Source organism: Flavobacterium notoginsengisoli (assembly GCF_014207905.1).
Taxonomy (GTDB): domain Bacteria; phylum Bacteroidota; class Bacteroidia; order Flavobacteriales; family Flavobacteriaceae; genus Flavobacterium; species Flavobacterium notoginsengisoli_A.
Genome location: NZ_JACHLB010000002.1, coordinates 472,079 through 495,609, shown reverse-complemented (window position 1 = coordinate 495,609; position 23,531 = coordinate 472,079). Strand labels below are relative to the sequence as shown.

Sequence of the window (23,531 nt, the reverse complement as noted above, 5' to 3'; positions counted from 1 at the left end):
TTTTCAACCTTAAATCTATTCTTATGAAAGCTTCTGAAAATTTTAAAAATGCCATAGAGAAATACCTCAGCACTTTGGCGCAGGGCGATGCCGCCTTTGAGACAAACTATGCCAAAGCTTCCAAAAACTTGGAAAGCTGCATCCATTATATCTTCGGCGAGGTCAAAAAAACAGGCTTGTGCGCCTTTGACAATCAGGAAATCTTCGACATGGCAGTAAAGTACTACACCGATGATTCTATCGGCAAGCCTGCATCGATTGCGTGCAGAGCCGTGGTGCAGACCCCTGCACCGTCCGACCTTTTTACGCAGCCCGAAATCCCTGCTGCGCCAGTCAAAAGCGAACCTGTTCCAACCGTAAAAAAAGACGTAAAACCTGCGGTGCAGACCACTCTGAAACTCTTTGACCTATGACACCCAAAACCATCATCGAAAAGCAGCTGACGGCGCTGAGCGCCTCTCTTGCGCCTATCAGAGAAGAGGTATTTACTTGGGCAGAGCAGACTATTTTTCTCAAATGGGGTGTGTTGTCCCGCAGCAGGTTCTACTGCCTGGACTGCGCCCACGTTTGGAAACCCTCCTGTCCAACCACCTGCGCCAAGTTCACTTCCTGCCCTGCCTGTGCAGGCAGACTCAAAATGATGCCTTATAATCAGGTGCATTTCAAAGAAAGCGAATATTTTGCCGTAGTGCAGCAATGTGCAGGGTATCAGGTGGTGCGCATGGTCATATCTCATAAACACATGAAAAAGAATTTCCTGCCCTGCTATTTCCATAAGGAAGTCATGCAGCATTGGATAAACCCCAAAGGGGAAGTGCGCACCCTTGCGCTCAGCACCAATGTGTTTTCCAGTAGCCTTGATGCTTGGAAATTCTATTCCCCGCTTGAAATAAAGCCAAAGGACTTCGTCCGCAACGCCCGATTCTATATCAATCCTTTCAAGGTCTATCCGCAGATGAAAGTGCTTCCGATTTTAAAACGCAACGGATTCAAGACTTCGGTATATGACATTGCACCGCACTTATTGTTTTCATCGCTTCTAAGCGACCCCATCGCCGAGACCCTGCTAAAGGCAAAACAGCTGAACCTGTTGCAGTATTACCTGTGCGCATCACGGCAGAACATCCGCCGCAACTGGCAGGCGGTCAAAACCGTCATCCGAAACCATTACAAAATTTCAGATGTCCCCGTTTGGGAGGATTATCTCGAACTGCTGCGGTATTTCAAAAAAGACCTTTCGTGTGCGCTCTATGTATGCCCCGATAACCTCAGTGAAGCGCACGACCATTTAGTAAAAAAGAAAAGGGACTTGCTTCGCAAGAAAAAACTCCGCGACCTGCGCCTTGAAATCGAAAAGGCGCAGAAAAGATATGCAAGCGACAAAAAGCGCTTTTTCGGGCTGTCGTTCCGCGATGGGCAGCTCAGCATTTCCGTTATTGAAGAAGTAAAAGATTTTATGGCCGAGGGCGACGACTTGGGGCATTGCGTGTTCACCAATGAGTATTATGTTAGAAAAGATTCGCTGATACTCTCGGCAAAGGTCTGCGAGAATTCCGTAGAAACCATCGAAATTTCACTCAGCCGTATGGAAATCCTGCAGTGCAGGGGAATGAAAAACAAGCCCTCCAGACATCACAGACAGATCCTGCAGCTGCTGAGCCAAAACTTGTATCAGATAAAGGAGCGCATGAAAAAAAGAAAACCCAAAATTATAAGCCGATAAGCATATCGGCTTTTTTTATGCAGTGAAATCAAAGCCCGAAAGCCCGCCGTCCTCCCGGACGGCGGGCTCTGGATTCCAATGCCTGCCAAAGCCGCATTACTTTAAGGTAATCGCATCGGCAAGGTTTTCCTGATCGATAAAGGCCGTTATATACTGCCGGGCTTCACCGCGCTTCTCCAGATCCGTTTCAAAGGTATTGAGATGATACTCCTCGTCCTGGTCCAGGATATGGATGATCTCGGTATAGCCTTTCGAAATCAGGCTCCCTTTGAGCTTGATCACGGTGAGCTGCTGGTGCGGGTCCAAATCTTTTCTCACCTTTAATTGTATTGCTTTTTCCATTGTGAAAGATCTGTATGTTAGGGTAGTTGTAATTCTCCTATCAAATATAGCAATTAAGACCGCAGCCGCAGCACCGGGTACTGTTAAAAAAAAGACAAGCAGCATTTTACCGTACATGTTAATTTAGTAAGAAAAATAAAATTTACTGTAAGAAAAAAATAAGGAAATGATTTAATTTTAGGAAGGCAGAATCTTAAAAACGTTTAGCCCTCACAATGGAAAATCAAAACTGGACAAAGCTAAATTACTTAATTTAAAGCGCATCTTTAAGACATGAGAAGTAACGGAGAAATAATAATAATAATCGAAGATGACGAGGATGACAGGCTCTTCCTTAAGGATATTTTTGAAAGCCTGGACTATCCCAACAAAATAAAATTCATTGAAGACCCAATGGATGCCTTTTCTTACCTTTCCAATTCGAAGGTGAGGCCTTTCCTTATTTTGTCAGATATCAATATGCCCAAGATTAATGGCTTTGAACTCCGCGAACAGATACTTGCCCTGACGGAAATCCGCGAGAAATGTACTCCTTACATCTTTCTTTCCACCTCGAAAAACCCAGAAAATGTGCTCAGGGCGTACCGCTGCCAAGTACAGGGATACTTTAGGAAAGAAGAAGACTTCTCAGTCTATCAAGCCATGATAAAAAACATTGTGGAATACTGGCGCCTAAGCCTTACTCCGGGATCAGCATTGTAAAAAGCACCTCTGCTTTATTTATATTGTACCAATCCGCCCGCTGAACTTCAGGTAAAATCTGTTGAGGCTTTCTATTTTTTTTCTTGCTCGAAACATCAAAATGTCTATGGCTGCAAAAGCGAATCCAGCTGGGAAAGAAGCTCGCCAAAACTGTTGGGCTTGCTGATATAGGCAAGGATGTTATGCTGCCCGATTTTGCTCTTCATGAAATCCGCTGAGGGGGTCGAGATCATCACTACAGGAATATCCTTCAGCCTTGCGTCATTTTTTAAAGAGACCAGCAGCTCCAGCCCATTGATTCTGGGCATATTATAATCTAGAAAAATCAGTTCGGGCAGCTTATCAGACCCCCTGAGTTCTTCCAAGGCAGTCTGCGGACTGCTCTCCCATCGCAGCAGTATGTTTTTATTGAGCTGGTCTACCGCTTCCATAAACAGCTCGGCATCTTCACGGTCATCATCGATAAGCAGAATATTTCTATATAACATGGCACATACATTTTTAAGCTCCTCGGCTGCAGTTAAATACGGTTTTTAGCCCGATGCGGTTTGGCGCGGCAGGCAAAAAAAGATAAATCACCTATAAAGCCGCCTTAAAGGTACGGCGATTTTCTGCGGCAAATGGATGCTGGCCTCCAGATGTGGAAATTTTACAACTCTATTTTGGAATTATATAAGAACAATGCTGCCGTGAAGATTATTTTTGCGTTTTTATAGGATTTTTCATCCTTGCCTATCTGTATTATTTTGGTTTTAAATTAGAACTGCAGACTATGAGAACCCTATTGCTCCTTTTTTGTGCACTGGCTGTCTGGGGGTGTTATCCGCAGCAGCACCATGATCCTAAAGTGCTTCTTGCCATGGAAACCTATGCTTTTTTGAAAGGACAGAGTGCCGCCCTGAAAAAGGCCGCCAGCCAATTCCCTGCCTTTGCAAAAGAAGCGGCCGACCTTCAGCAAAAGGCTCAGGCGGTATTTGGAAGGGCAGAGAAAAATGCGGAACTCTTTCTGCGGCAGCAGCTCGCTGATCCGCAGTTCAGCAGCTTTCAAAAACACATTGACTCCCTGATAAACCAGCAGCTGCAGCACCCTATTGAAAAGAAAGAATATACGGCCAAATTTCTTCAGGCCGTCAAAGACAAAATAGGGTTCAGCCCGGCTGCCGCTCTTCCCAAAGGCCTGCTCGCCTTTGCCTACCATGACGCGCCCCATCAGGAAATAATCGACGGCCATACGGTAAAATTCTCCACAAAGGGCCATCCCAAAGCAGACCAAAGCGTGGTTGTGCTGCCGATACCCAAAAGCTGGGAGGCGCAGGAAGCCCAAATGCCCGCAGCCGTGCAGCAGTTTACCAGCTGTGAGGGAAAAGGAAATGAAAAGATACTGATCGTAATTCATGATCTGCCCCAAGAATACCAAAACCTTGCACTTAATGAAAAATCCATGCAGGAAATGATACCCCCGCAAAGCAGGCTGATCCGCACAGAGCCGGTTACCATCGATGATATGCCGGGCATAATGGCGGAAATAGAGGAAATTTTGGACGAGCCCCAAAAAAACATGAAGGTGCGCATGCTCCAGTTTATGGCGGCAAGTGGGGGCAAGTTATACTGCCTGCAGGGCAGCATCGGCCCTGCTGCTGCGCACCAGAATCTGGATCACCAGCTGAGAAAATACGAACCTCTGTTTCGAATGGTGGCCCAAGCTGCCCGGATAGAGAATTAAAAAGCGGGACAAAAAACACAAAACGCTGTAAAAGAGGACCATCTAAATTTTGAGCTTCCCAAGAAGCGGCTGATCGCAATGCACAGCTGAAAACAGCAGATTACCATTCGATACTCTATATCTTGCAAAAAATTGCTGTAATCTTATAATAATGAAGGCTGGTTCGTTTTTTAAATTTGATTCCATTTTTTTTAGGAAAAAAGAAGATGATTTTTAAAAATGCAAAAAGTAAATGATTATGGAAAGCAAAAACAATATACCGCAGAATGCTGAGCAGACCGGTGTGGCACCTGCACTTGGAGAAAGCGCGCTGCACAGCGAAAACACCTTAAATCCAGCCGCACAGCAAAACAGCCATGCTGCTGAAATGCAAGACCCTGTCACCAAATATGCAGTACCGCCCTTCAATGAGCAGTCGCAGCCATGGCCGGGTCTTGTCAGTAAAATGGATCCGAGACCGGATCATGGTGAAGAAAGCTACAAAGGCACAGGACGATTAAAAGGCCGTAAGGCCCTCATTACAGGAGGCGATTCCGGTTTGGGAAGAGCCGCCGCAATTGCTTATGCAAGAGAAGGAGCTGATGTTGCCATAAACTATTACCCTACCGAAGAGGAAGATGCAAAGGAAGTGATCCAGCTCATTGAAGCCGCAGGAAGAAAGGCTGCTGCCATTCCCGGGGATCTCCGCGATGAGACGTTCTGCAGATCTCTTGTCGATCAGGCAGCCCAAGCCCTTGGCGGATTAGATATAGTAGTCAACAACGCGGCAAGACAGCAGGCTCACCAATCCATTTTAGATATTTCCTCAGAAGAATTTGACTGGACCATGAAAACCAATATTTATGCTCCTTTCTGGATTATCAAAGCGGCGCTGCCTTACCTGAAACCGGGATCATCCATCATCGGAACAAGTTCTGTGCAGGCCTATGCTCCCACCGAAGATTTATACGATTATGCCCAGACAAAAGCCGCCACTACAAATTACATCAAATCACTGGCCAGACAGCTGGCACCAAAAGGAATCAGAGTGAACGGTGTAGCCCCAGGACCAGTGTGGACTGCATTGCAGGTAAGCGGAGGTGCCAGTATGGAAAAACTCAAAGAATTTGGATCCCAAACTCCTTTGGGGAGACCAGGACAGCCGGCCGAACTGGCTTCCATTTATGTACAGCTCGCCGCTGAAGATGCCAGCTATGCAACTGGGCAGATTTATGGCTCAAGCGGCGGTGAAGGCAATCCATAATCAATCAGAGAGAGGATTTATAAAGTACAAAACCTCTGCAATAGCAGTCTGCAGAGGTTTTTATTGGCTGCAATAAAAATTTACATCAAAATACTCTATTTTTTATAAAAGCAATCAGAGACTGATAATGAGATACTGCAATTCTATATGCCGGCGATTTGATTTTGATGATAAAAAGTAAAACTAAATTAAATCTTCTCCATTTTTTTACCTAACCAAGTATTCCTGTAACAAGTCTTTTCTAAAAAAACATTTCCTATATTTAAAAAAACATCCCAGGAGGTTCTTTAAAAGAGTACTGTCCATCAAATGGAGATGTTCTGTTAATATTTTCCTGTTTCAGTACGTTTAAAAGTTTTCGCGGCTATCTGCTCTCCTAAATCATTGACGCTCATCAGCAGGTCCTTAATCTGATTGGCATAGAAGAGTTTAGCCTCTGTATTGTTGATAGGCAGAATAGCTAAAAAGTGGGACCATCTTAATTGCCGGGACAGTCTCGCGACAATTTCTTTGTCTGCAAACTCATCAGCAAACCGCATCATTGTCCGAAGATTTTTTTCTTCAAAATTGCTGCCGAATTTATCCGTTAGTTCCAACGACAAGGCAGTCACGATCTGTCGTGCGTTTTCTGATAGTTTTTTATCAAGTATTGTTTCATTAATTTTAAATCCAATTTCCCAAAAAAGCAGCACTGAAGAACTGTTAGCCTGCTGTTTGGTCTGCTCGGCAAGGCGGGATAACTCGCTGATTAAATCCGCTTCAATAAACGCTGTATTATTTATATTTTCCGCCATAGTATCCCATCATGCTTAACCAAATTACAGGGCTTCTAATTTAGTTGAAATCATCACAATTTTTATTAAAAGTTTCAGCTAAAGGCCTAAATAAAAATTGAATATTTCAAAGATAAAAAATCTAACAGCATCCGCCCTGCGTTTTTTTTAGAAATAAATAAGCAGTAAGACATCAGACACTCTTTAAAAGCGATGCGGATCAATGCTTTTAAAACAGCCAGGATTCTAAATTAACACATCCAAAAAAATGGTTAAAAAAAATAGTCGGCTCCGGCTTCCCACAGACAAAACCTTAAAATGCCAGTACAGTATGCAGATGTAGTGTTTGGCATTATTTAACTAAATTTTTATGCCGCAAATGCAGTTGAAAAACTAAAGACTTAAAAGTGACAATTTTAAAATTTTCCATAAAAATTGTATAAAAGCTGCCACAGCGGAAAAATTAATTTTACGCATGACAAAAACTATTTTTTTACGCTGGCTGTTAGGCAGAAACAGCATACCGGATGAAGAAGTCCGTTCCATCGGAACCGCAACAAAAAATAAAATTGCTTACTTTTACAAAAACCAAAACTGTTATCCTGTATGCAGCAGCCCTTCCTAAAACTAGAAAATTGAATCAAGAACCAAATACTTCAGACTTTTACTTTCTTCAAAATGGAGGTGAAGCCGCCGAGCTAATTGAAAAAATTGACTGGGAAAGCCATACTTTGGGCACTCCGGACAACTGGCCGGAGAACCTCAAAAACACCATTGCCACAATCGTGTGCTCAAAATTTCCGATGTTTCTCTGGTGGGGTGATCAGCTGATACAGTTCTACAATGATGCCTATCGTCCCAGTTTCGGAAATGAGGGCAGACATCCCAAAGCCATGGGACAGAAAGCCGTGGACTGCTGGCCTGAAATATGGGATTTTATCCATCCGCTGATTCAAAAAGTGCTGTCAACGGGAGAAAGCATCTGGTACGACGACCTGCTGCTGCCAATATTCCGAAACGGCAAAATGGAAGACGTATACTGGACTTTCAGCTATAGCCCGATAAGGGACGACCGCCGCCAGATCAAGGGTGTATTGGTAATCTGCAATGAAACCACTGAAAAAGTAAACAGCAGACTTCATCTGCAGCAAAGCAGCGACGAGCTGGAATTTGCCATCAACGCAGCCGAATTTGGGACTTATGACCTGGATCCAAGGACACGGAGCTTTTCTTCAAATGCAAGGCTCAAGGACTGGTTCGGGCTCAAAGCCGATCAGCAGGTGAAACTCGAACATGCCCTGGGGGCAGTCGCAGAGAAGGACCGTCAGCGTGTCACTGAATCAATTAATTATGCCCTCCGATACGAATCAGGCGGGCGATACGATATTGAGTATACCATCATCCACCCCATTACCAAAATACCGCGGATTGTGCATGCCCTTGGAAAGGCATGGTTTGACAATACTAAAACCGCTTACCGCTTTAACGGCATTCTGCAGGATATCACCCAGCACCGCAAAGCGGCTCAAGAGCTTCAAAAATCAAGACAGCTCACCGATCTTACCATACAGAGCATGGCTCTGGGACTTTTCAGCGTGGATTATGCCGCTGATACCCTGGAGTATTCCGCTGAATTCAGCAGGATACTCACCGGGAATTTTAAACCCGGCCTGGGCAGGAAGGATTTCCTCAAATACGTGCATCCCGATGACCTGCATCTGAGAACCGGCGCCATCAAAAGCGGCATGGAAAATGGCACCTTTAACTATGCCCCAAGGGTTATTTGGGACGACGGCAGCATACACCACATTGCCATATCAGCGGCACGCATCGTCAATTCCGAAGCAAAAGCACCGATGTTCTCCGGAACGGTCGCCGACATCACCGAAAAAGAAAACAGCCGTCTGGCCCTTGAGCAGGCACAGTCACGACTTGAGATGAACAAGCGGGAGGCAGACCGCCATTTTTCAAATGTAACCGACAGCTCCCCTACCGGGTTATGGCTTTCCAATCCGCAGGGAATGTTTACCTATTTCAACAAAACCCTTATTGATTTCACAGGGGTGCCCTACCAGGAACTGCTGGAGGGAAAATGGACCTGGGTCATTGCCGAGCAGGACTATAAAAAAACCAAAGAAGCATACCTTAAGGCCCTGGAGCAGAAAAGCCATTTTGATGTGCTTTTCCGGGCAAGGAAAAACAATGGGCAGCTGATCTGGTGCCGCGCCGCCGGCGACCCTTTTTATGATGCCGACGGACAGTACGGCGGCTACGCCGGGTTCTGCATGGACATCGATGAAATAATTTCCGTGCGCCAGGCCGTTATTGAAAGCCAGAACCAGCTCACCTCGATGATCGAGCAGTCCCCCGTGGGGATCTGCCTCTTTACAGGACTGGATATGAAGATCGAAATTGCCAATGATATCATGATTGGATACTGGGGCAAGGACAGCTCCGTGATAGGGCTGCCCTTGGAAGAAGCCGTTCCCGAATTAAGGGGGCAGCCTTTTATGGATATCCTGCAGCAGGTCTACCGTACAGGCGAAACCTATTACGGCCATTCCGTACCGGCGGACCTGAAGCTCGACGGAAAAATCAGCACCTACTACTTTGAGTTTACCTATACCCCGATCCGCGACTCCAAAGGCACGATTTACGGAGTTATGGACATTGCCATTGACGTTACCGATCAGGTCATCGCCACCAAAAAACTCGAAGAGACAAGGATGGCGCTCGCAGGGGCTATTGAACTGGCCGAACTCTCCACATGGACGCTCGACGCCGAAACTAAAACCATTACCTGTTCGGACCGTTTTAAGGAGTGGCTCGGTTTAAGCGCCGGCACCGCAGACCGGGAAGAGTTCCTGCAGCGCATCAGCGAACCCTACAGGCATAAAGTTGCCGCGGCCCTGGAAGAGGCCCTCAGCGGTTCGGCCGAACAATTTTATGATTATGAATTTCAGATTGTAAACAAAATAACAGGACAGCAGCGCATTATCCATGCCAACGCCCAGGTGCAGTACGGCAAGGATGGTGTGGTAAAATCACTCAGCGGCACGGCGCAGGACGTGACCAAAGAAAAGGAACTCCAGCAGGAGCTTACCTTCAAGGTAAAGGAACAGACCGCCGAGCTGCAGACTAAAAATGCCGAACTGGAGGCCAACAACCGCGAGCTTTCGCAGTTTGCCTATATCGCCTCCCACGACCTGCAGGAACCCATAAGAAAGATCAGCGTTTTTACCGATCTGCTGCAGAACAATCTGGGAAAGAACCCCGAGAAGGTAAATACTTATATCGACAAGATCAGCTCTTCTTCCAGAAGGATGGAGAACCTCATTAAGGATGTGCTGCAGTTTTCAAAGCTCACCCATATTTCACATCAATTTGTACCGGTAAACCTCAATACAGTGCTCAGCGAAATATTGGCAGATTTTGACCTGGTCATCGAACAGAAAAATGCCCAGGTAAGCATCGGGCAGCTTCCCCTCGTGCAGGCCATACCGCTTCAGATGTCACAGCTTTTCGGCAATCTGCTCTCCAATGCCCTGAAATATACCAAGCCCGGCACCAGGCCCGAAATCAGCATTAACGCACAGCCTGTTCCAGAAGCTCAACTCAGGCTGCATGCACTGGATCTGGAACTTCCCTATATCAAAATAGAAGTGCGCGATAACGGCATTGGATTCTCACAGCAGTACGCCGAACAGATTTTCAATATCTTCCAGCGCCTGCATGGAAACGACCAGTATTCAGGCACCGGAATCGGCCTTGCCATGTGCCGCAAGATCATGCAGAACCATAATGGTGAAATTACTGCCGCATCGCAGGAAGGCTCAGGCACTGTTTTTACTATTATTATGCCTGCAGTGCACGAAAAAAATGGGGGATGATAAAAAATTAGGAGGGAAAATAGTATATTTACACTCCATTATTACACATATGACGACCATTTTTTTAATTGATGATGATCCAGACGACCGCGAAATCTTTGCTGAACTGCTTGCCGAAGACCATCCCTCAATTGTTTTGCAGCAAGCCATAAATGGCGCAGATGCCTTTGAAAAACTTAAATCTGAAAACTTTACAAAGCCGGATTTGATTTTTCTGGACCTCAATATGCCCATAATGGACGGGCGTACCTTCTTGCAGCACATTAAAATGGATCCCGACCTGAAGGATATACCGGTTATCATATATACGACATCTTCAAGTGATTTGGACAGGAATTTTGCCATGGAAAACAAGGCCGCATTTTTCCTTACCAAACAATATTCGCTGCAGCAGCAGCGAAAGGATATTATGGCAGCCATAAAGAATTTCTAAACTGCAGATTTCCATTGCATTGCTTACAACTATTAAAAAGGGATTGTTTTTTATAAAACATGCCCTTTTTTAAATTTTGAACTCTTCACATGGGGTTTAATTCATTAAATGCAGACTCTTCTCTGCTGCAAGCCGAACAGCGGAAAGCTTCTCTCAACTTTGCGGCAAAAAGTTAAAGCTGTTTTTTCAGCGGCCCAAAAGCAAGAATTCATCCCGTCCTATTTGAGATTACCGATTCAAAGAATTTTAAAAGCAGATTCATAACTAAAGCATAAAAACTAAGCAGATTTAAAAAAATCTCCTTAGTTTTATTAGTTTTTTTGAATTCAGATGCAGCCCAGTAACAGCTGGAATTCTACATCCATCACACACAAGGGTCCAAATGGCTTTTTATTTTGAAAAAAAATAAATAAATGTCCAAAACCGGAACACCCAGATGTCTTTAATGAAATTTTAAAAATAATTTATTATGAAAAAGTTCCTATTATTACTTCATGAAGACATTGAAAAACTAAACGAGCTCTCTTCAAAAGAAATGCAGCAACTGGCTGATGCGCATATGAGGTGGGCAGAGAGATTAGCCGCGGCAGGACATTTGATTTCAGGCGACGGACTGCAGGAAAAAAGTGTTTTGATCAGCGGGAAAGACTGCATCATCAAAGACGGGCCTCATCTGGAATCCAAAGAAATTATTGGGGGATATTACTTACTGCAGGCAGAGGATTTAAAAACGGCTGTCGAACTGGCTAAGGAATGTCCCACGCATCTTTGCGGAGGCACTACCGAAATCCGTCAGATAATGGAAATGGAAGATTATGGGCAATGAAATGTTTTTCGGGGAAGAAAAGAATTACCGGGTCTTGTACGGAAAGCTGTTTGCAGCGTTATTAAATAAGTTTGGTGCAGATTATATTTCTGAAATTGAGGATGCCATTCATAATTCCTTATTAAAATCCTTAAAAATACGCAGCCAGAATACCATCCTGAACAATATGGAAAACTGGCTTTTCATCGTTGCCCGAAATGACCTTCTGAACCAGATCAAAAAGGACAAAGAAAAAAACAGTTTTTCTGCGGAACATATTGAAGGTTCTGCGGCGGAAAGCTGCCAAACTGACCTGCGGCTTCAGACCGTTCTCTTTATATCTGCTGTAGAAAATATTTCCAGCCAAGCCAAAATACTCTTTGTTCTTAAAGATATTTTTGGGTTAAGCCTATCTGAAATAAGCGGCTGCACCTTGATGGGTAAAGAAGCCGTTTACAAAAGCATTAACAGGACAAAGAAAAACATCCAGTCCCAATTTAAGGGCAAAACTGTCGAACTGGATTCAATAGCAGCGGTCAGGGAAGATATCGCCAGGGCAGAAGAAATATTTTACGCTGTTTTTAATATAGGCTACGACTGTTTTGATGAAAAGGCCCAAGGGGTTTTCAATGAAGATTTATGCCTGGACGCAATGGCTCTGACTAAACTTTTATACGGCCGCTATAAGTATGGCTCCACAGGCAGTCTGATGGCTCTTTTCTGCTTTCATGCCGCAAGAAGTGCAGCCCGGGTTGTCAATGGCAGGCTCATTTCTTTTTTCAGCCAGGACCGCGAAAAATGGAATACGGAACTGATAGCTTTAGGCTTTCATTATCTTAAAAAGCCCAAAACCTTAAACCGTTTTTATCTTGAAGCGGTTATTATCAGCAGGTACATTTCCATTGCGGAGCTAACACAAAATGACTGGCTTGATATTGTGAAATTACATGAAATCATGCAGCAGGTCTACCTGTCTCCTATTGCAAGACTGAACTATTGCTTTTGTCTGGCTAAAATTGGAAAAACGCAGCAGGCGTTGCAGATTCTTTGTCAGATTGAAAAAGAGCTGCCGGCCGAACATATCTATTTTTCTCTTGTAAAAGCTAAAATCTTAAAAGAAACCAGACCTGAAGAGTCCGATGATCTGTTCACATCGGTGCTAAGTAAAATGAACCAGAAAATAAGGAAAGAATACCTGCTGGAAAACGAGTCAGTCGGATTATAAAATAAAAATATTTCAATTGATATGTCTTTTTTGATTTCTACCTTTTCCGATAAGAAACATGATCTCCAGCCGCAGGCTTTAGAACTGCATAAAATTAAAAAAGCGGCATCATTTAAAGCCTGCCGGTCTTCACTTCTTTCCGCCGGGAAATCCAAACACTGAAAAGCATAAAAAAGCCCCTTTAAAAAAGGGGCTTATCACATACAATCTCTTTACAGTATTACATCTTTGGAAGCAGGACAGTATCAACCACATGGATTACACCGTTTGACTGGTTTACGTCCGCTATGCTAACTTTAGACTTATTGCCGTTCTCATCGCTGATATATAAATCCTTACCCTCCATCCAGGCTGTCAGCGTACCCCCGCTTACTGTTTTCAGCACTGCTTTTCCTTTTCCTGCTTTTATAACTTTTTCAATATCGGAACTGTTCATCTTTCCGGCAACCACATGGTAGGTCAGAATAGTCTGCAGCATTTTCATGTTTTCCGGTTTCAGTAAATTGTCTACTGTTCCTGCAGGAAGTTTGCCGAAGGCTTCATTTGTCGGCGCAAATACGGTAAAAGGGCCTTTTCCCTGAAGCGTCTCTACCAGTCCCGCAGCTTTTACCGCCGCCACAAGTGTGGTGTGGTCCTTAGAGTTGACTGCATTTTCTATTATGTTTTTATTTGGATACATTGCTGCCCCTCCCACCATCACGGTTTTCTGAGCGTTCATCGTAAATCCGAATCCCAATGCTAAGACTGCCAAGGCTAAAAAATTTCTAGTTTTCATAATTACATTTTTTTTAAAGTTATAAAGTCATCTACGCTTTAAACTGCTTTCTGGTTTTCATGAAAAAAAAATAATATTGAAAAAAATGAAATAAAAAAGCACAAATGCTTTAAATCCTGCTTCTTAGGCTTATAAAAAAAATAATTTTTCTTCTATTTTTCCAGGCGATATTGAAAAAGGCTCAAAAATTAAAAAACCCATCTTCTAAAATTTAGCTGGAATGTTCAAGGCCGGCAATATCACCAATATCTTTAGGCCTTACCTATCTATAAAAGCAGCATCATATGGATGAAGCTGTTTTTATCCAATAAATCTGGCAACTTCTTTACGCAGGCACCTTGAGTCCTTTATGAAAATGCATCAGTTTATTGCTGAACTGCTGGTGGTTTTATCGGCACATATGTAAAGGCCTTTCAAAATTGGTATTACATTAACATTATATCCTAGAGAGAACCGCGCTGGCGGTTTATATTTGCATTTCCACACCATTCCATTCAGGACAATGCTCAAAAAACAACTTTTAAAAACAAAACAGCTTTTACTGCTGGGCCAGCAGAAGCTGTCCCGAAAACAGTTTATATTTCTCTCAAGCGTACTCATTGGAATTACCGAAGATGAGCGGAAAAAATGCATAAATATTTTAAGGTTATCAGTTTTGTCATATTTACAAATTTAAAACTTAAAAACTGTTATTCCAACTCTAAAAACAACGTAAGCAACTCAAAAAATCAGCAATTCAAAGGATGTCCTCAAAATATAAGAAGGAGATCAGTTCAATGCCGTTGTGCATCTCTAAAAGCAATAATCCTATTTGCATGAAAAAAAATCAATCTCTAATGGAATGTAACTCTCTACTGAAAGGAGCCGCAAAAAAATGGATGCAGCTAAACAAGACAAAAGTTCTGCATCCGGCATTAAGAAAGAGGCAAAATTATCGATTTCTGCAAGATTAAAACAGCAGCACAGCATACACCCTCGAAAATTGGGATTTTTTAAAGTGATGCCCTTTATTTCTGCTTTTGGATTATTTGCGTAAAAAATAAATTACCTTTATCCGGCATTACCACTTTATACGAAATTAAAATTTATTTAAGCTTTAAATCCAATCCTATGAGCCAAGAAGAATTATTGGTATTAATCCGCAAAAAAGATGAAAGAGCTTTCACCCATCTCTACGATATGTACTCAAAAAGCTTGTTTTCGGTCATAAATGTTCTGGTAAAAAACCGGGAAGAAGCCGAAGATGTCCTGCAGGAAGTCTTTGTAAAAATCTGGAAAAACATCGATAGCTACAGTGAAAGCAAGGGCCGGTTCTACACCTGGATCCTTAATATTGCTAGGAATACATCGATTGACAAGCTGCGATCCAAAAATTTCAACAACACCCAAAAAAACCTTTCTTCGGATAATTTCGTAAATCTGTTAGATGACAGCAATAAATTAGCTAATAAACTAGATGCAATTGGTATTCAGGAGTTCGTTAAAAAACTGAAACCAAAATGCATTGAGATTATTGATCTGCTGTTCTTTAAAGGATATACCCAGCAGGAAGCTTCAGAAGAGCTAGCTATACCTCTGGGAACTGTAAAGACACAAAATAGAAACTGTATCAACGATTTAAGAAATTATTTAAAGATATAAATGGAAGCGAAGCAATATATTGAATCAGGCATATTAGAACTGTACGTTTACGGCCTGCTTACAGAAAAAGAAAACCTGGAAATTGCCGAATTGGCCAGAGAAAACCCCGAGGTTGAAAGTGAAATCATTGCTATAGAAAAAGCTGTTTCAGCCTTATCATCAAGCTTCTCGCCTTTCCATTCGGTTGCCAATTTCGACAAAATAAAAGCGCGTTTAGAGCTTAACGATGGTAAAGTTATCAATATAAAATCACCATCTAACCGTTCGCAGTACTTGAGCTGGGCGGCTGCCGTATTACTGCTCTTAGGTTTTGGATACCAGACTTTAGAACTGTCAAAATCTAAACAGGCACTCTCTGAGGCTGGAGGCGAAAAAAATAAAATTGAAAGAGAATATGCTTTTTTAGACCAGCAGAATAAACAGACTGAGAAAATCCTCAGCATTGTGAGAGACATTAAAAACACAAGCGTTGCTCTGGGCGGACAATCGGTATCTCCGGCATCATTTGCAAAAGTGTACTGGAACAAAGAAACAAAAACGACTTATGTCGACGCGGCAGGTCTGCCAAACCCTCCAAAAGGAATGGTTTACCAGGTTTGGTCTTTAAAACTAAGTCCGGTGCTTACCCCGACAAGTATTGGTCTGCTGGATAATTTTGAAGAAAACTCTCAAAAAATCTTCGCTGTAAGCCAAACCGATTCAGCTGAAGCTTTTGGCATCACGCTGGAACCTGCAGGGGGAAGCCTTGCACCTACAATGGAGCAGCTTTATACTTTAGGAAAAGTCTAATTCCATAAAAAGTCCTGACTAAAAAGCGCATATTGATCCTTTTCAATATGCGCTTTTTGGGATTCAATACTGCACTTTGGCGGAACTTTACCCAAATCCGTTAGCCGTAGTAAAAAAATCTAAAATCATCGTCAAATTTTGATTTGAATATTCTCTATGGTAATAGTTTAAATTTGTGCCGCCAAAGTAGAATTTTAAAGCCTGCTTTCAATAATTACATACTTTCCACTGATACTTTATTTGATTAAAAAGTTTAAGTTTAACGTTTTTAACGTTTAATGCCGACGATGCTTATAAACTATTTTTGACCAGCAATTTTAAATAATCATATTCCAAATTCACTTTAAAATAAGATAAAATTGAAGCTTGGCGTAAGTTAAAAGTCAACAGGATTCGAACACCAAAAATGGAATAGACTCATACTCCTTTTATTTGAATTTCTATTTAATTGAAATAATGAAAACCCATTAAAAATGGTTAGCTATTCATGATTTATTGAATTTTCCGCTCTCATTCTCTGATTATCAATTATTGCTCAGCTGAGGCAGAAAATTAGTTTACTCCTGAAGCGTTTGGTACGCCGGCCCGATTCTTTTATAAACATAAATCAATGATGTGAGGCAGTTTATAGTAAAAAAGGCTAATTATAAAATTAATTAATAATCATGTAATTATCACCAAATTAATTAGTATAACTTTACCAAATGAGGAATTGATTACTCCCATGCAGAATTAAGTAAACATTTTTTGGAAGATTATGTTTATGGACAAGCCCGTCGCAGCGTGCAGCGCAGCTGACGGGTTCTATTTTTGCATCACTTCCTTCAGAACTTTGCTGTAAGTTTGAAACTGAAGGGGATTAAGCATTTATGACAGATTGATTTTGTATTTTTCTTCTATTGGTGAAGAAGCCTTATTCGGTGCAAGGTGTCCTATCTGAAATACTTTTTCAATGAATTCAATACTTTGATCCACTGAAGTGTTTTCATTTTTTAAATGGCTGGCAAAATGGTTTGTTAATTTTTGAATAATTCTTGAACTGATTAAATCCATCTGTGCATCATCAAAATGGGCTGTTTTCTTTTTTTGAAAAGCAAATTCTGCCGATACAATATCATTTAGCTTGGATTTTAAGGCATGGATAGTTGGAGCACATTTTCGGCCGTTCACCCAGGTATTCAGTTCTAATTTCAGATCATCAATAATGGCTTCTGCAGCAGGAATATGCTGTTTTCTCTTTTCCAGCGTGTCATCAGTAATTTGAGATAAATCATCCAGTTGTATTAAAGTTACGCCGGGTATTTCTTCTACATTGGTATCTACATTGCGCGGGATGGATAAATCCAGAATCAATAAGGGTTTCTGTAAAGCAAGAGATGTTTTGTCAATAGTGGGATTTTGTGCTCCTGTAGCTACAACAAGCACATCGGCCTGCTGCAGTTCCTGTTTTAAATCAGCATAATCTTTTACAATAACATTCAGCTTACCGGCCAATAATTCGGCTTTGTTTTTTGTTCTGTTTATAAGGGCAATATGGCTGTTTTTAGTATGTTTTACTAAGTTTTCGCACGTATTTCTTCCTATTTTCCCTGTTCCGAATAACAAAATATTTTTGTTTCCAATATCCGCCACATTTTGGATAATATACTGCACTGATGCAAAAGAAACTGACGTAGCACCAGAAGAAATTTTCGTCTCCGTTTTAACTTTTTTGCTCGCCTGAATAACTGTATTGACCAGCCGGTCCAGAAATGTATTGACCAAACCTTCCCGTTTACTATTGCTAAAGGCGGTTTTAATCTGGCTGATGATTTCAAAATCACCCAAAATCTGACTGTCTAAACCTGTCCCTACCCGGAACATATGGCTGACAGCTTCTTCATTCTTATATATATAAGCAGCCTGCTGAAATTCTTCTACAGAGCCATTGCTGTTCTCGCAAAGCAGTTTGATCAGTTGATAAGGATGATGGGCAAAACCATAAATTTCAGTTCTATTGCAGGTAGAAGTAACAACCAATGATTCTATGCCTTCTGCCTTAGCCTGCAGCAATAAATCAGATTGTGCCTGGGCATCTAAACTAAATTTTCCTCTTATAACTGCATCTGCTTTCTTGTAGCTTAGCCCTAATGCGTAAAAAGTAGTGGATCCGGACATAGTAAAATTTTCCATATTTATGGTTTCCTTAAAAAGTTCAAAAATTAGTAACTGCAGATTTATATAACAGCGCCGGAAGTGCTTTTTAGATCACTGTGGAATAAATGGATTTAAACTGCGGTTTTATATAATTTACTTATATTATAAAGCTGACAGATTTTGAAAAATATTTATGTACTTCAAACAGTATTGAAATATAAAACGCTGCCTGAAAAAGGCAGCGTTTTTGAGAATAAACTTATTTTTGAACTATAGGGGTTCTCAATGATTCCAAAACAGCAACTATATCAGTATAAAGTTCTGTATTTGAAGCAACGCCATTCGCATTGGCAGCAGCTCCAACATATCCTTCAAATTTTGTATAATCTGCATTGCTGGATTTTGTTCCCATACGAGGATTTTTTGCAGGATCATGAGCTGCAACCATGTTCAAACCAGAATATGTATTTACAGCATTTGTTCCTCCCGTATTAAACGAAAAGAAATCAGTCAGATTATCTGATAATTTAGCAATATTGGTAGACTGGGTAGTTCCCGTTTCTGCCAGTAAAGGAGCAAAATGTGCCTGCAGATTGCCTGATGCGTTCGATTGGATATCAGCAACAATCAATCCGATAGTTGAATTTACCACTTTGCGGAAACTCAAACGTCCCTGTTCAATCATCTGGCCGGAATTATCAGGATCAGAAACCATTTTAGTTCCGCCTAATCGCTCATAGATAGAAGCCTTAACCGGTGCAGGGCTTTCATCGTCATTACTGCTGCAGGAAATCATAGCTGCCGATGCAGCAATTAGTACACTAAGTGTAAGTTTTGAATAAACTTTCATAAATTTAAAGTATTAAAGGGTTAATTAAAAAAACGATTTATTTTTTGAGACAGTCTATAGCTCAAACTATTTTGATTCATTGGGCATACTTCTTTGTCTGCTAAATTTGCCGGCAGTATATAACGCTGCGCATCATAACTTCCTTTAGCCATCAGCTCATTGAAAACTTTCTCCGAGTTTGTAATTTTATTATTATGGAAGTACACCACAACATTTCTTTTAACAATGATAGAGTCTGATGTCAGACCTTTTATGCTTCTCAGGTCGGCACAGATTTTTCTGGCCTGCAGAGAATCGATGTCTGATTTAAAATCGATTCTGCTTACCTGAAGATTTGGGGTGTCATAAACTGGGGGTTTGGCCGTTATAATGTGAAAAAGCAAAATCGCGGCAAACAGTACAAATATTCCGCTGAGAATTAAAAGTCCTTTTTTGATTATTTTATTAGTTTTCATAATTTTTATGGTTTTAAAATTATCTACGTGCACTTCATCGCTGCGGTTTTAGAAATAATAGAAAAACAATCAATTTAGAATCATTTTAAATACAGAAATTACCTAATAATTTAATTATAAAGAAGATACTAGAAAACCCTGGCAAGATTAAATCCAAAAAATATATCTCCTTTTGTCCAGTCGCCAGTGGTTCTTCCCAGATACCCAGCCTCATCAATTGCCTGTGAACTGGTAAAATGCATTTGGAAAACATGTCCGCCGGTTTCTAAATCAAAACCTATAGACAGCGGATTTTTATAAAGTGAATTTGGCGCTCTGTTTAAATGCGCCGCATAATCCATATTTAAGGACCAGCGCTTAGCGAATTTATATCTTCCTCCAAATCCTATGGCATATTGGGAATTGCTTTGGTCTACATCATCAACAAAGTTTTGATGAAAGAATGACGGCACAATTTCTAAAGACAGCTTTTCAGAAAATTTTCTGGAAATTAACAGCTGTGCTACATAAGTCAGCCTGTCTTTAAATTGAAGCTTCGGATAAAGGCTTTCTTTTAATGTGTTATTAATAGACAAACTATTAAATCCGGCAATAGTAACAGGAAAGCCGTCTTTTATTTGAGGAAACAGCATATATTTTGTTGCAAAGTCATAAGCAAATTCACTTCGGGCTGCACTTACATTAAGTCCATTTGTTACACCGTAAATAAATTTAATCTGCGTATTGGCATTATCGAGTCCATAAAAACCTTCAAAACCATCTTTAATAGAGCCGAATCGGTGTGCAACAACAAAATACAAATCGCCTTTTGCGGCCAATTTTGTAGATTCGAGATTAACGATTTTTAAGGCTTTGAATGCAGATGTCACTTTTTCTTTTGCAAAAGGAGTTTCTACTCCAGACAATAAATCGGTTTGGGAGAAGGTTAACAGCGGAAATAAAAAAAATAATAGAATAAAGTTTTTCATGAGGTTAGTTTTAAATTGTTATTTGTATTAGTGTACAACTGAAGATTGGTCTATTTTAAATTCCTGGAGCAATTCGTCATATCCTAAAAAACGCCCTTTAATTTTTAGGGTTTTTCCAGATATAATATTTTGCGGCAAACATTTTTTGAATGTCACAAATACTTTTTCGCTCATAACAATTCCATTACTGGCTTTATCAATACTTGTTACTCGTGCACATAGTTCAATTGTTTTGTCCTGATATTTGATGTAAGCCAGCCTGTCGTTTGAAGTAAACTCTCTTTCCAGTTCGTTAACGGTTACAACATAATCGGCAGTTTCTGATTCTATATTTCTATGCCCTTTGTAGATGTAGAGGTACGCTGAAATTCCGATTATTATAAAAAGGAAAATTGTAATTAGTATTTTTTTTCTCATAACTGGTTTTTAGTATTTCAAATTATCTACGTTAAAAAATACCTATTGGATTTAAATCATTAAATATGCCTCTTGCCAAATCTGTATTATTCTTTTCAACGTATATAATTTTGAAATGCCTGATGATCCTTAAAAAAATCATGCATTTATTTATAACTAAAAACCAATCTTATGAATTTAAAAACCCTTCTGGCCATCTCATCATTAGCTTCAATTTTTGTAAGCTGTGCCAACGATGATCCAAGTACTTTAATTGACTCTACACCAATTAATGGTTTGGCAACATACAACCAAAATGTAAAATCTATTATTGATAATAACTGTGTTGTATGCCATGCGGCAGTTCCTAAAAATGGAGCGCCGATGTCTTTAGTTACTTATGAACAGGTTAAAAATGCAGTTTTAAATCGTGGACTGCTTACACGAATTTCTTTAGAAAATGGAGATAGTTCCTTAATGCCGCAAGGTGGCCCAAGATTGCCTCAAGCGACTATTGACATTATAAATAAATGGAATCAGGATGGATTATTAGAAAAATAATCTATAACAGCAACATGAAGAAAATCATAATAATGCCAATGCTATTGGCTTCTTTTATTGTTTTTTCACAAGAAAAAATAGTAACCAAATCTGCAACAATAACTCTGGAAGCTTCAGTACCTTCTTTTCAGCCGGTTGCAGGAACTAACAGCAATGTAACTTTTGTTTTGAATCCCGCAACTGGAGAAGTAGCAAGTCTGGCTTTAATGAAAGGATTTGAATTTGAAATGGCATTAATGGAAGAACATTTTAATGAAAATTACATGGAAACCGATAAATATCCGAAAGCTATTTTTAGAGGGCAAATAGAAGGATTCGATATTAAAAGTCTTACAGAAGATTATAAAGATTACACCGTAAAAGGAAAGTTAGAAGTGCATGGAAAATCCAAGGATATAAGTGCCGATGCAAAAATTACAAGATCGGGTTCCCGAGTCACCTTTATATCTGATTTTGAAGTAAATGCGAGTGATTTTAACATTCCAATTCCAGCGCTTATTAAATATAAACTGGATAATAAAGTCAAAATTCAAATTATTGCAGTTTTAAAATAAGACTGCATAAAACAGAATGATTTTATAAAAAAATAAAGGCAAAATAATGAAAAAAACAATACTTATTGCAATGCTGTGTTTTTGCGCCATTGGCGTATCACAAGAAAAAATGATCAGTAAATCGGCAAAAGTCATTTTTGAAGCTTCCGTTCCTTCTTTTGAAGAAGTTAAAGCAGTAAATCAGAATGTTACTTTTGTTTTGAATCCAGCAACAGGAGAGATTGCAAGTTTAGCCCTGATGAAAGGTTTCCAGTTTAAGGTTGCTTTAATGGAAGAACACTTTAATGAAAATTATATCGAAAGTGACCAATATCCAAAAGCCGTATTTAAAGGAAAAATACAAGGGTTTGATCTTCAAAGCCTAACAGTAAATCCCAAAGATTTTATTATTAAAGGCAAATTAGAACTTCACGGTAAATCCAGGGATATAAATACTGCTGCAAAGATAAGCAGATCACCATCAGGTGTCAGCATTTCATGTAATTTCAGCGTAAATGCCAGTGATTTTAATATTGAAATCCCAAATTTGGTTAAAAGCAAGCTTTCCAATAAAATAAATATCCAGGTTGCCGCAGTCTTAGAAACCAATAGACAATAACCTCCTGAACACTATCTTGAAAAGTCAGTAATTTTTATATAAAAAAAATGGAGGAAGAAATACAAATTGAGGACGGCCTTACCCTTATCCGTTTCCAGAACGACAGCTCAGAATCTTTTTCTGCACAGCACGAAATAGATGCCGGCCTAATACAGTTTCATTTCGGACTAAAAGGCAATGCATTTTTTTTGTCCAGTCAGGATCATTGCACTTTAGAATTGAAAGAGGAAAAATCACTGATTTTGTGCAATCTGCAGCAACAGTCATTGCTTAAGTTAAAACTTTCTCCAAATTCATGGGTTATTTCTGTTATTGTTTCGATTAATAAATTTCACTCGTTATTTTCCGTTCAGGCAGATTATATTTCTATTTTAAGCCCCGATAGGAAGAAAAAAAAGTATTATACCGAAGGGAACATCAGTCCTTCTATGGCTGTTGTTTTGAGCCAGCTGTTTCATTACAGCCTTCATCCTTCCCTAAAGAACCTTTATTATAAAGGAAAAGGATATGAATTATTGAGCTTGTATCTCAATAAAATGGAAGATCCAAACGCAGTGCAATGTCCTTTTTTGATTGATGAAGATAACGTTCTGAAAATCAAAAAAGCCAGAGAAATACTTATCGCCAATATGGCCGAACCGCCAAGACTACAGCAGTTGGCAGATGAAATTGGACTGAATATGAAAAAATTAAAAATAGGCTTCAAACAAATTTATGGTGATACGGTTTATGGTTTTCTCTTTGATTACAAAATGGATTTTGCCCTAAAACTATTGGACAGCGGTTCTTACAATGTAAATGAAGTCGGCCTGAAAATAGGATATAGCACCGGAAGCCACTTTATTGCGGGATTCAAGAAGAAATTTTCCACAACCCCAAAAAGATATCTGATGTCCATTAATACCCATCATAAAAACAGTATCGCTTTTATAGATTAGAGCATAAATAA

25 protein-coding genes are annotated in these 23,531 nt (G+C 40.4%); 16 read left to right on the top strand and 9 right to left on the bottom strand.

Features of this window, described 5'->3' with window-relative positions:
* Window positions 1-23 precede the first annotated feature (23 nt).
* Both HNP35_RS09025 and HNP35_RS09020 read left to right on the top strand, forming a co-directional pair.
* Entirely contained in the window at window positions 24-413 is a 390-nt protein-coding gene (locus tag HNP35_RS09025) for a Cas9 inhibitor AcrIIA9 family protein (protein WP_184160514.1), read from the top strand.
* The gene (locus HNP35_RS09020; protein WP_184160512.1) at window positions 410-1,723 is read left to right on the top strand and encodes a PcfJ domain-containing protein; all 1,314 of its coding nucleotides are present in this window, start codon (window positions 410-412) and stop codon (window positions 1,721-1,723) included. The genes HNP35_RS09025 and HNP35_RS09020 overlap by 4 nt, the downstream gene beginning before the upstream one ends.
* Before the next feature lie 96 nt (window positions 1,724-1,819).
* On the opposite strand, the gene HNP35_RS09015 is transcribed toward HNP35_RS09020, so the two are convergent.
* The gene (locus HNP35_RS09015) at window positions 1,820-2,065 is read right to left on the bottom strand and encodes a hypothetical protein (RefSeq protein ID WP_149207808.1); all 246 of its coding nucleotides are present in this window, start codon (window positions 2,063-2,065) and stop codon (window positions 1,820-1,822) included.
* 273 nt (window positions 2,066-2,338) lie between these two features.
* Here HNP35_RS09015 and HNP35_RS09010 point away from each other — a divergent pair, with 273 nt between their 5' ends.
* A complete protein-coding gene (locus HNP35_RS09010) occupies window positions 2,339-2,767 on the top strand; it encodes a response regulator (RefSeq protein WP_184160510.1) in 429 nt (142 codons plus the stop codon).
* A 104-nt stretch (window positions 2,768-2,871) separates the two neighbouring features.
* Here HNP35_RS09010 and HNP35_RS09005 read toward each other — a convergent pair whose 3' ends face one another.
* Entirely contained in the window at window positions 2,872-3,255 is a 384-nt protein-coding gene (locus HNP35_RS09005; RefSeq protein ID WP_184160508.1) for a response regulator, read from the bottom strand.
* A 284-nt stretch (window positions 3,256-3,539) separates the two neighbouring features.
* Here HNP35_RS09005 and HNP35_RS09000 point away from each other — a divergent pair, with 284 nt between their 5' ends.
* Both HNP35_RS09000 and HNP35_RS08995 read left to right on the top strand, forming a co-directional pair.
* The gene (locus HNP35_RS09000; RefSeq protein ID WP_184160506.1) at window positions 3,540-4,490 is read left to right on the top strand and encodes a hypothetical protein; all 951 of its coding nucleotides are present in this window, start codon (window positions 3,540-3,542) and stop codon (window positions 4,488-4,490) included.
* A gap of 238 nt (window positions 4,491-4,728) precedes the next feature.
* Complete coding sequence (locus tag HNP35_RS08995) at window positions 4,729-5,733, top strand: SDR family oxidoreductase (RefSeq protein WP_149207812.1); 1,005 nt, start codon at window positions 4,729-4,731, stop codon at window positions 5,731-5,733.
* A gap of 323 nt (window positions 5,734-6,056) precedes the next feature.
* Here HNP35_RS08995 and HNP35_RS08990 read toward each other — a convergent pair whose 3' ends face one another.
* Window positions 6,057-6,527, bottom strand: coding sequence for a DUF1016 N-terminal domain-containing protein (locus tag HNP35_RS08990; protein ID WP_184160504.1), 471 nt, complete (start codon window positions 6,525-6,527; stop codon window positions 6,057-6,059).
* Between the two features lie 506 nt (window positions 6,528-7,033).
* On the opposite strand from HNP35_RS08990, the gene HNP35_RS08985 reads away from it, so the two are divergent.
* The 4 genes from HNP35_RS08985 to HNP35_RS08970 all read left to right on the top strand — a co-directional run bounded on the left by HNP35_RS08985 (window position 7,034) and on the right by HNP35_RS08970 (window position 12,859).
* Window positions 7,034-10,396, top strand: coding sequence for a PAS domain-containing sensor histidine kinase (locus HNP35_RS08985; RefSeq protein ID WP_184160502.1), 3,363 nt, complete (start codon window positions 7,034-7,036; stop codon window positions 10,394-10,396).
* A complete protein-coding gene (locus HNP35_RS08980) occupies window positions 10,386-10,829 on the top strand; it encodes a response regulator (protein WP_246453413.1) in 444 nt (147 codons plus the stop codon). The genes HNP35_RS08985 and HNP35_RS08980 overlap by 11 nt, the downstream gene beginning before the upstream one ends.
* Before the next feature lie 469 nt (window positions 10,830-11,298).
* Window positions 11,299-11,655, top strand: coding sequence for a YciI family protein (locus HNP35_RS08975; protein ID WP_184160500.1), 357 nt, complete (start codon window positions 11,299-11,301; stop codon window positions 11,653-11,655).
* Entirely contained in the window at window positions 11,645-12,859 is a 1,215-nt protein-coding gene (locus HNP35_RS08970; protein ID WP_184160498.1) for a DUF6596 domain-containing protein, read from the top strand. The genes HNP35_RS08975 and HNP35_RS08970 overlap by 11 nt, the downstream gene beginning before the upstream one ends.
* A 220-nt stretch (window positions 12,860-13,079) precedes the next feature.
* Here HNP35_RS08970 and HNP35_RS08965 read toward each other — a convergent pair whose 3' ends face one another.
* Window positions 13,080-13,634, bottom strand: coding sequence for a fasciclin domain-containing protein (locus HNP35_RS08965; RefSeq protein ID WP_184160496.1), 555 nt, complete (start codon window positions 13,632-13,634; stop codon window positions 13,080-13,082).
* 874 nt (window positions 13,635-14,508) lie between these two features.
* Here HNP35_RS08965 and HNP35_RS08960 point away from each other — a divergent pair.
* The 3 genes from HNP35_RS08960 to HNP35_RS08950 all read left to right on the top strand — a co-directional run bounded on the left by HNP35_RS08960 (window position 14,509) and on the right by HNP35_RS08950 (window position 16,064).
* Window positions 14,509-14,670, top strand: a complete 162-nt coding sequence (locus HNP35_RS08960; protein WP_184160494.1) for a hypothetical protein — start codon at window positions 14,509-14,511, stop codon at window positions 14,668-14,670.
* Between the two features lie 74 nt (window positions 14,671-14,744).
* The gene (locus HNP35_RS08955) at window positions 14,745-15,275 is read left to right on the top strand and encodes an RNA polymerase sigma factor (protein ID WP_109193296.1); all 531 of its coding nucleotides are present in this window, start codon (window positions 14,745-14,747) and stop codon (window positions 15,273-15,275) included.
* Window positions 15,276-16,064, top strand: coding sequence for an anti-sigma factor (locus HNP35_RS08950; RefSeq protein ID WP_184160492.1), 789 nt, complete (start codon window positions 15,276-15,278; stop codon window positions 16,062-16,064).
* Window positions 16,065-16,931: 867 nt separating this feature from the next.
* Here the strand turns inward: HNP35_RS08950 and hemA are convergent.
* The 5 genes from hemA to HNP35_RS08925 form a co-directional block, all read right to left on the bottom strand.
* Complete coding sequence (gene hemA, locus HNP35_RS08945; RefSeq protein WP_184160490.1) at window positions 16,932-18,236, bottom strand: glutamyl-tRNA reductase; 1,305 nt, start codon at window positions 18,234-18,236, stop codon at window positions 16,932-16,934.
* A gap of 223 nt (window positions 18,237-18,459) precedes the next feature.
* Complete coding sequence (locus HNP35_RS08940; RefSeq protein ID WP_184160488.1) at window positions 18,460-19,050, bottom strand: hypothetical protein; 591 nt, start codon at window positions 19,048-19,050, stop codon at window positions 18,460-18,462.
* A 20-nt stretch (window positions 19,051-19,070) separates the two neighbouring features.
* Entirely contained in the window at window positions 19,071-19,505 is a 435-nt protein-coding gene (locus HNP35_RS08935; protein ID WP_184160486.1) for a hypothetical protein, read from the bottom strand.
* Window positions 19,506-19,633: 128 nt separating this feature from the next.
* Window positions 19,634-20,473, bottom strand: coding sequence for a DUF5777 family beta-barrel protein (locus HNP35_RS08930; protein ID WP_184160484.1), 840 nt, complete (start codon window positions 20,471-20,473; stop codon window positions 19,634-19,636).
* Between the two features lie 27 nt (window positions 20,474-20,500).
* Window positions 20,501-20,890, bottom strand: a complete 390-nt coding sequence (locus tag HNP35_RS08925) for an OB-fold protein (protein ID WP_184160482.1) — start codon at window positions 20,888-20,890, stop codon at window positions 20,501-20,503.
* A gap of 171 nt (window positions 20,891-21,061) precedes the next feature.
* Here HNP35_RS08925 and HNP35_RS08920 point away from each other — a divergent pair, with 171 nt between their 5' ends.
* From HNP35_RS08920 to HNP35_RS08905, 4 genes are read left to right on the top strand one after another with little or no spacing between them, the layout of a single operon-like run.
* On the top strand, window positions 21,062-21,430 hold the full coding sequence (locus HNP35_RS08920) for a hypothetical protein (protein WP_184160480.1): 369 nt from the start codon (window positions 21,062-21,064) through the stop codon (window positions 21,428-21,430).
* Window positions 21,431-21,444: 14 nt separating this feature from the next.
* Window positions 21,445-21,984: a YceI family protein gene (locus HNP35_RS08915; protein ID WP_184160478.1), complete on the top strand. Its 540-nt coding sequence runs from the start codon at window positions 21,445-21,447 to the stop codon at window positions 21,982-21,984.
* Window positions 21,985-22,030: 46 nt separating this feature from the next.
* Window positions 22,031-22,582: a YceI family protein gene (locus HNP35_RS08910; protein ID WP_184160476.1), complete on the top strand. Its 552-nt coding sequence runs from the start codon at window positions 22,031-22,033 to the stop codon at window positions 22,580-22,582.
* A 47-nt stretch (window positions 22,583-22,629) separates the two neighbouring features.
* Entirely contained in the window at window positions 22,630-23,520 is an 891-nt protein-coding gene (locus tag HNP35_RS08905) for an AraC family transcriptional regulator (RefSeq protein WP_184160474.1), read from the top strand.
* Window positions 23,521-23,531: the final 11 nt, after the last annotated feature.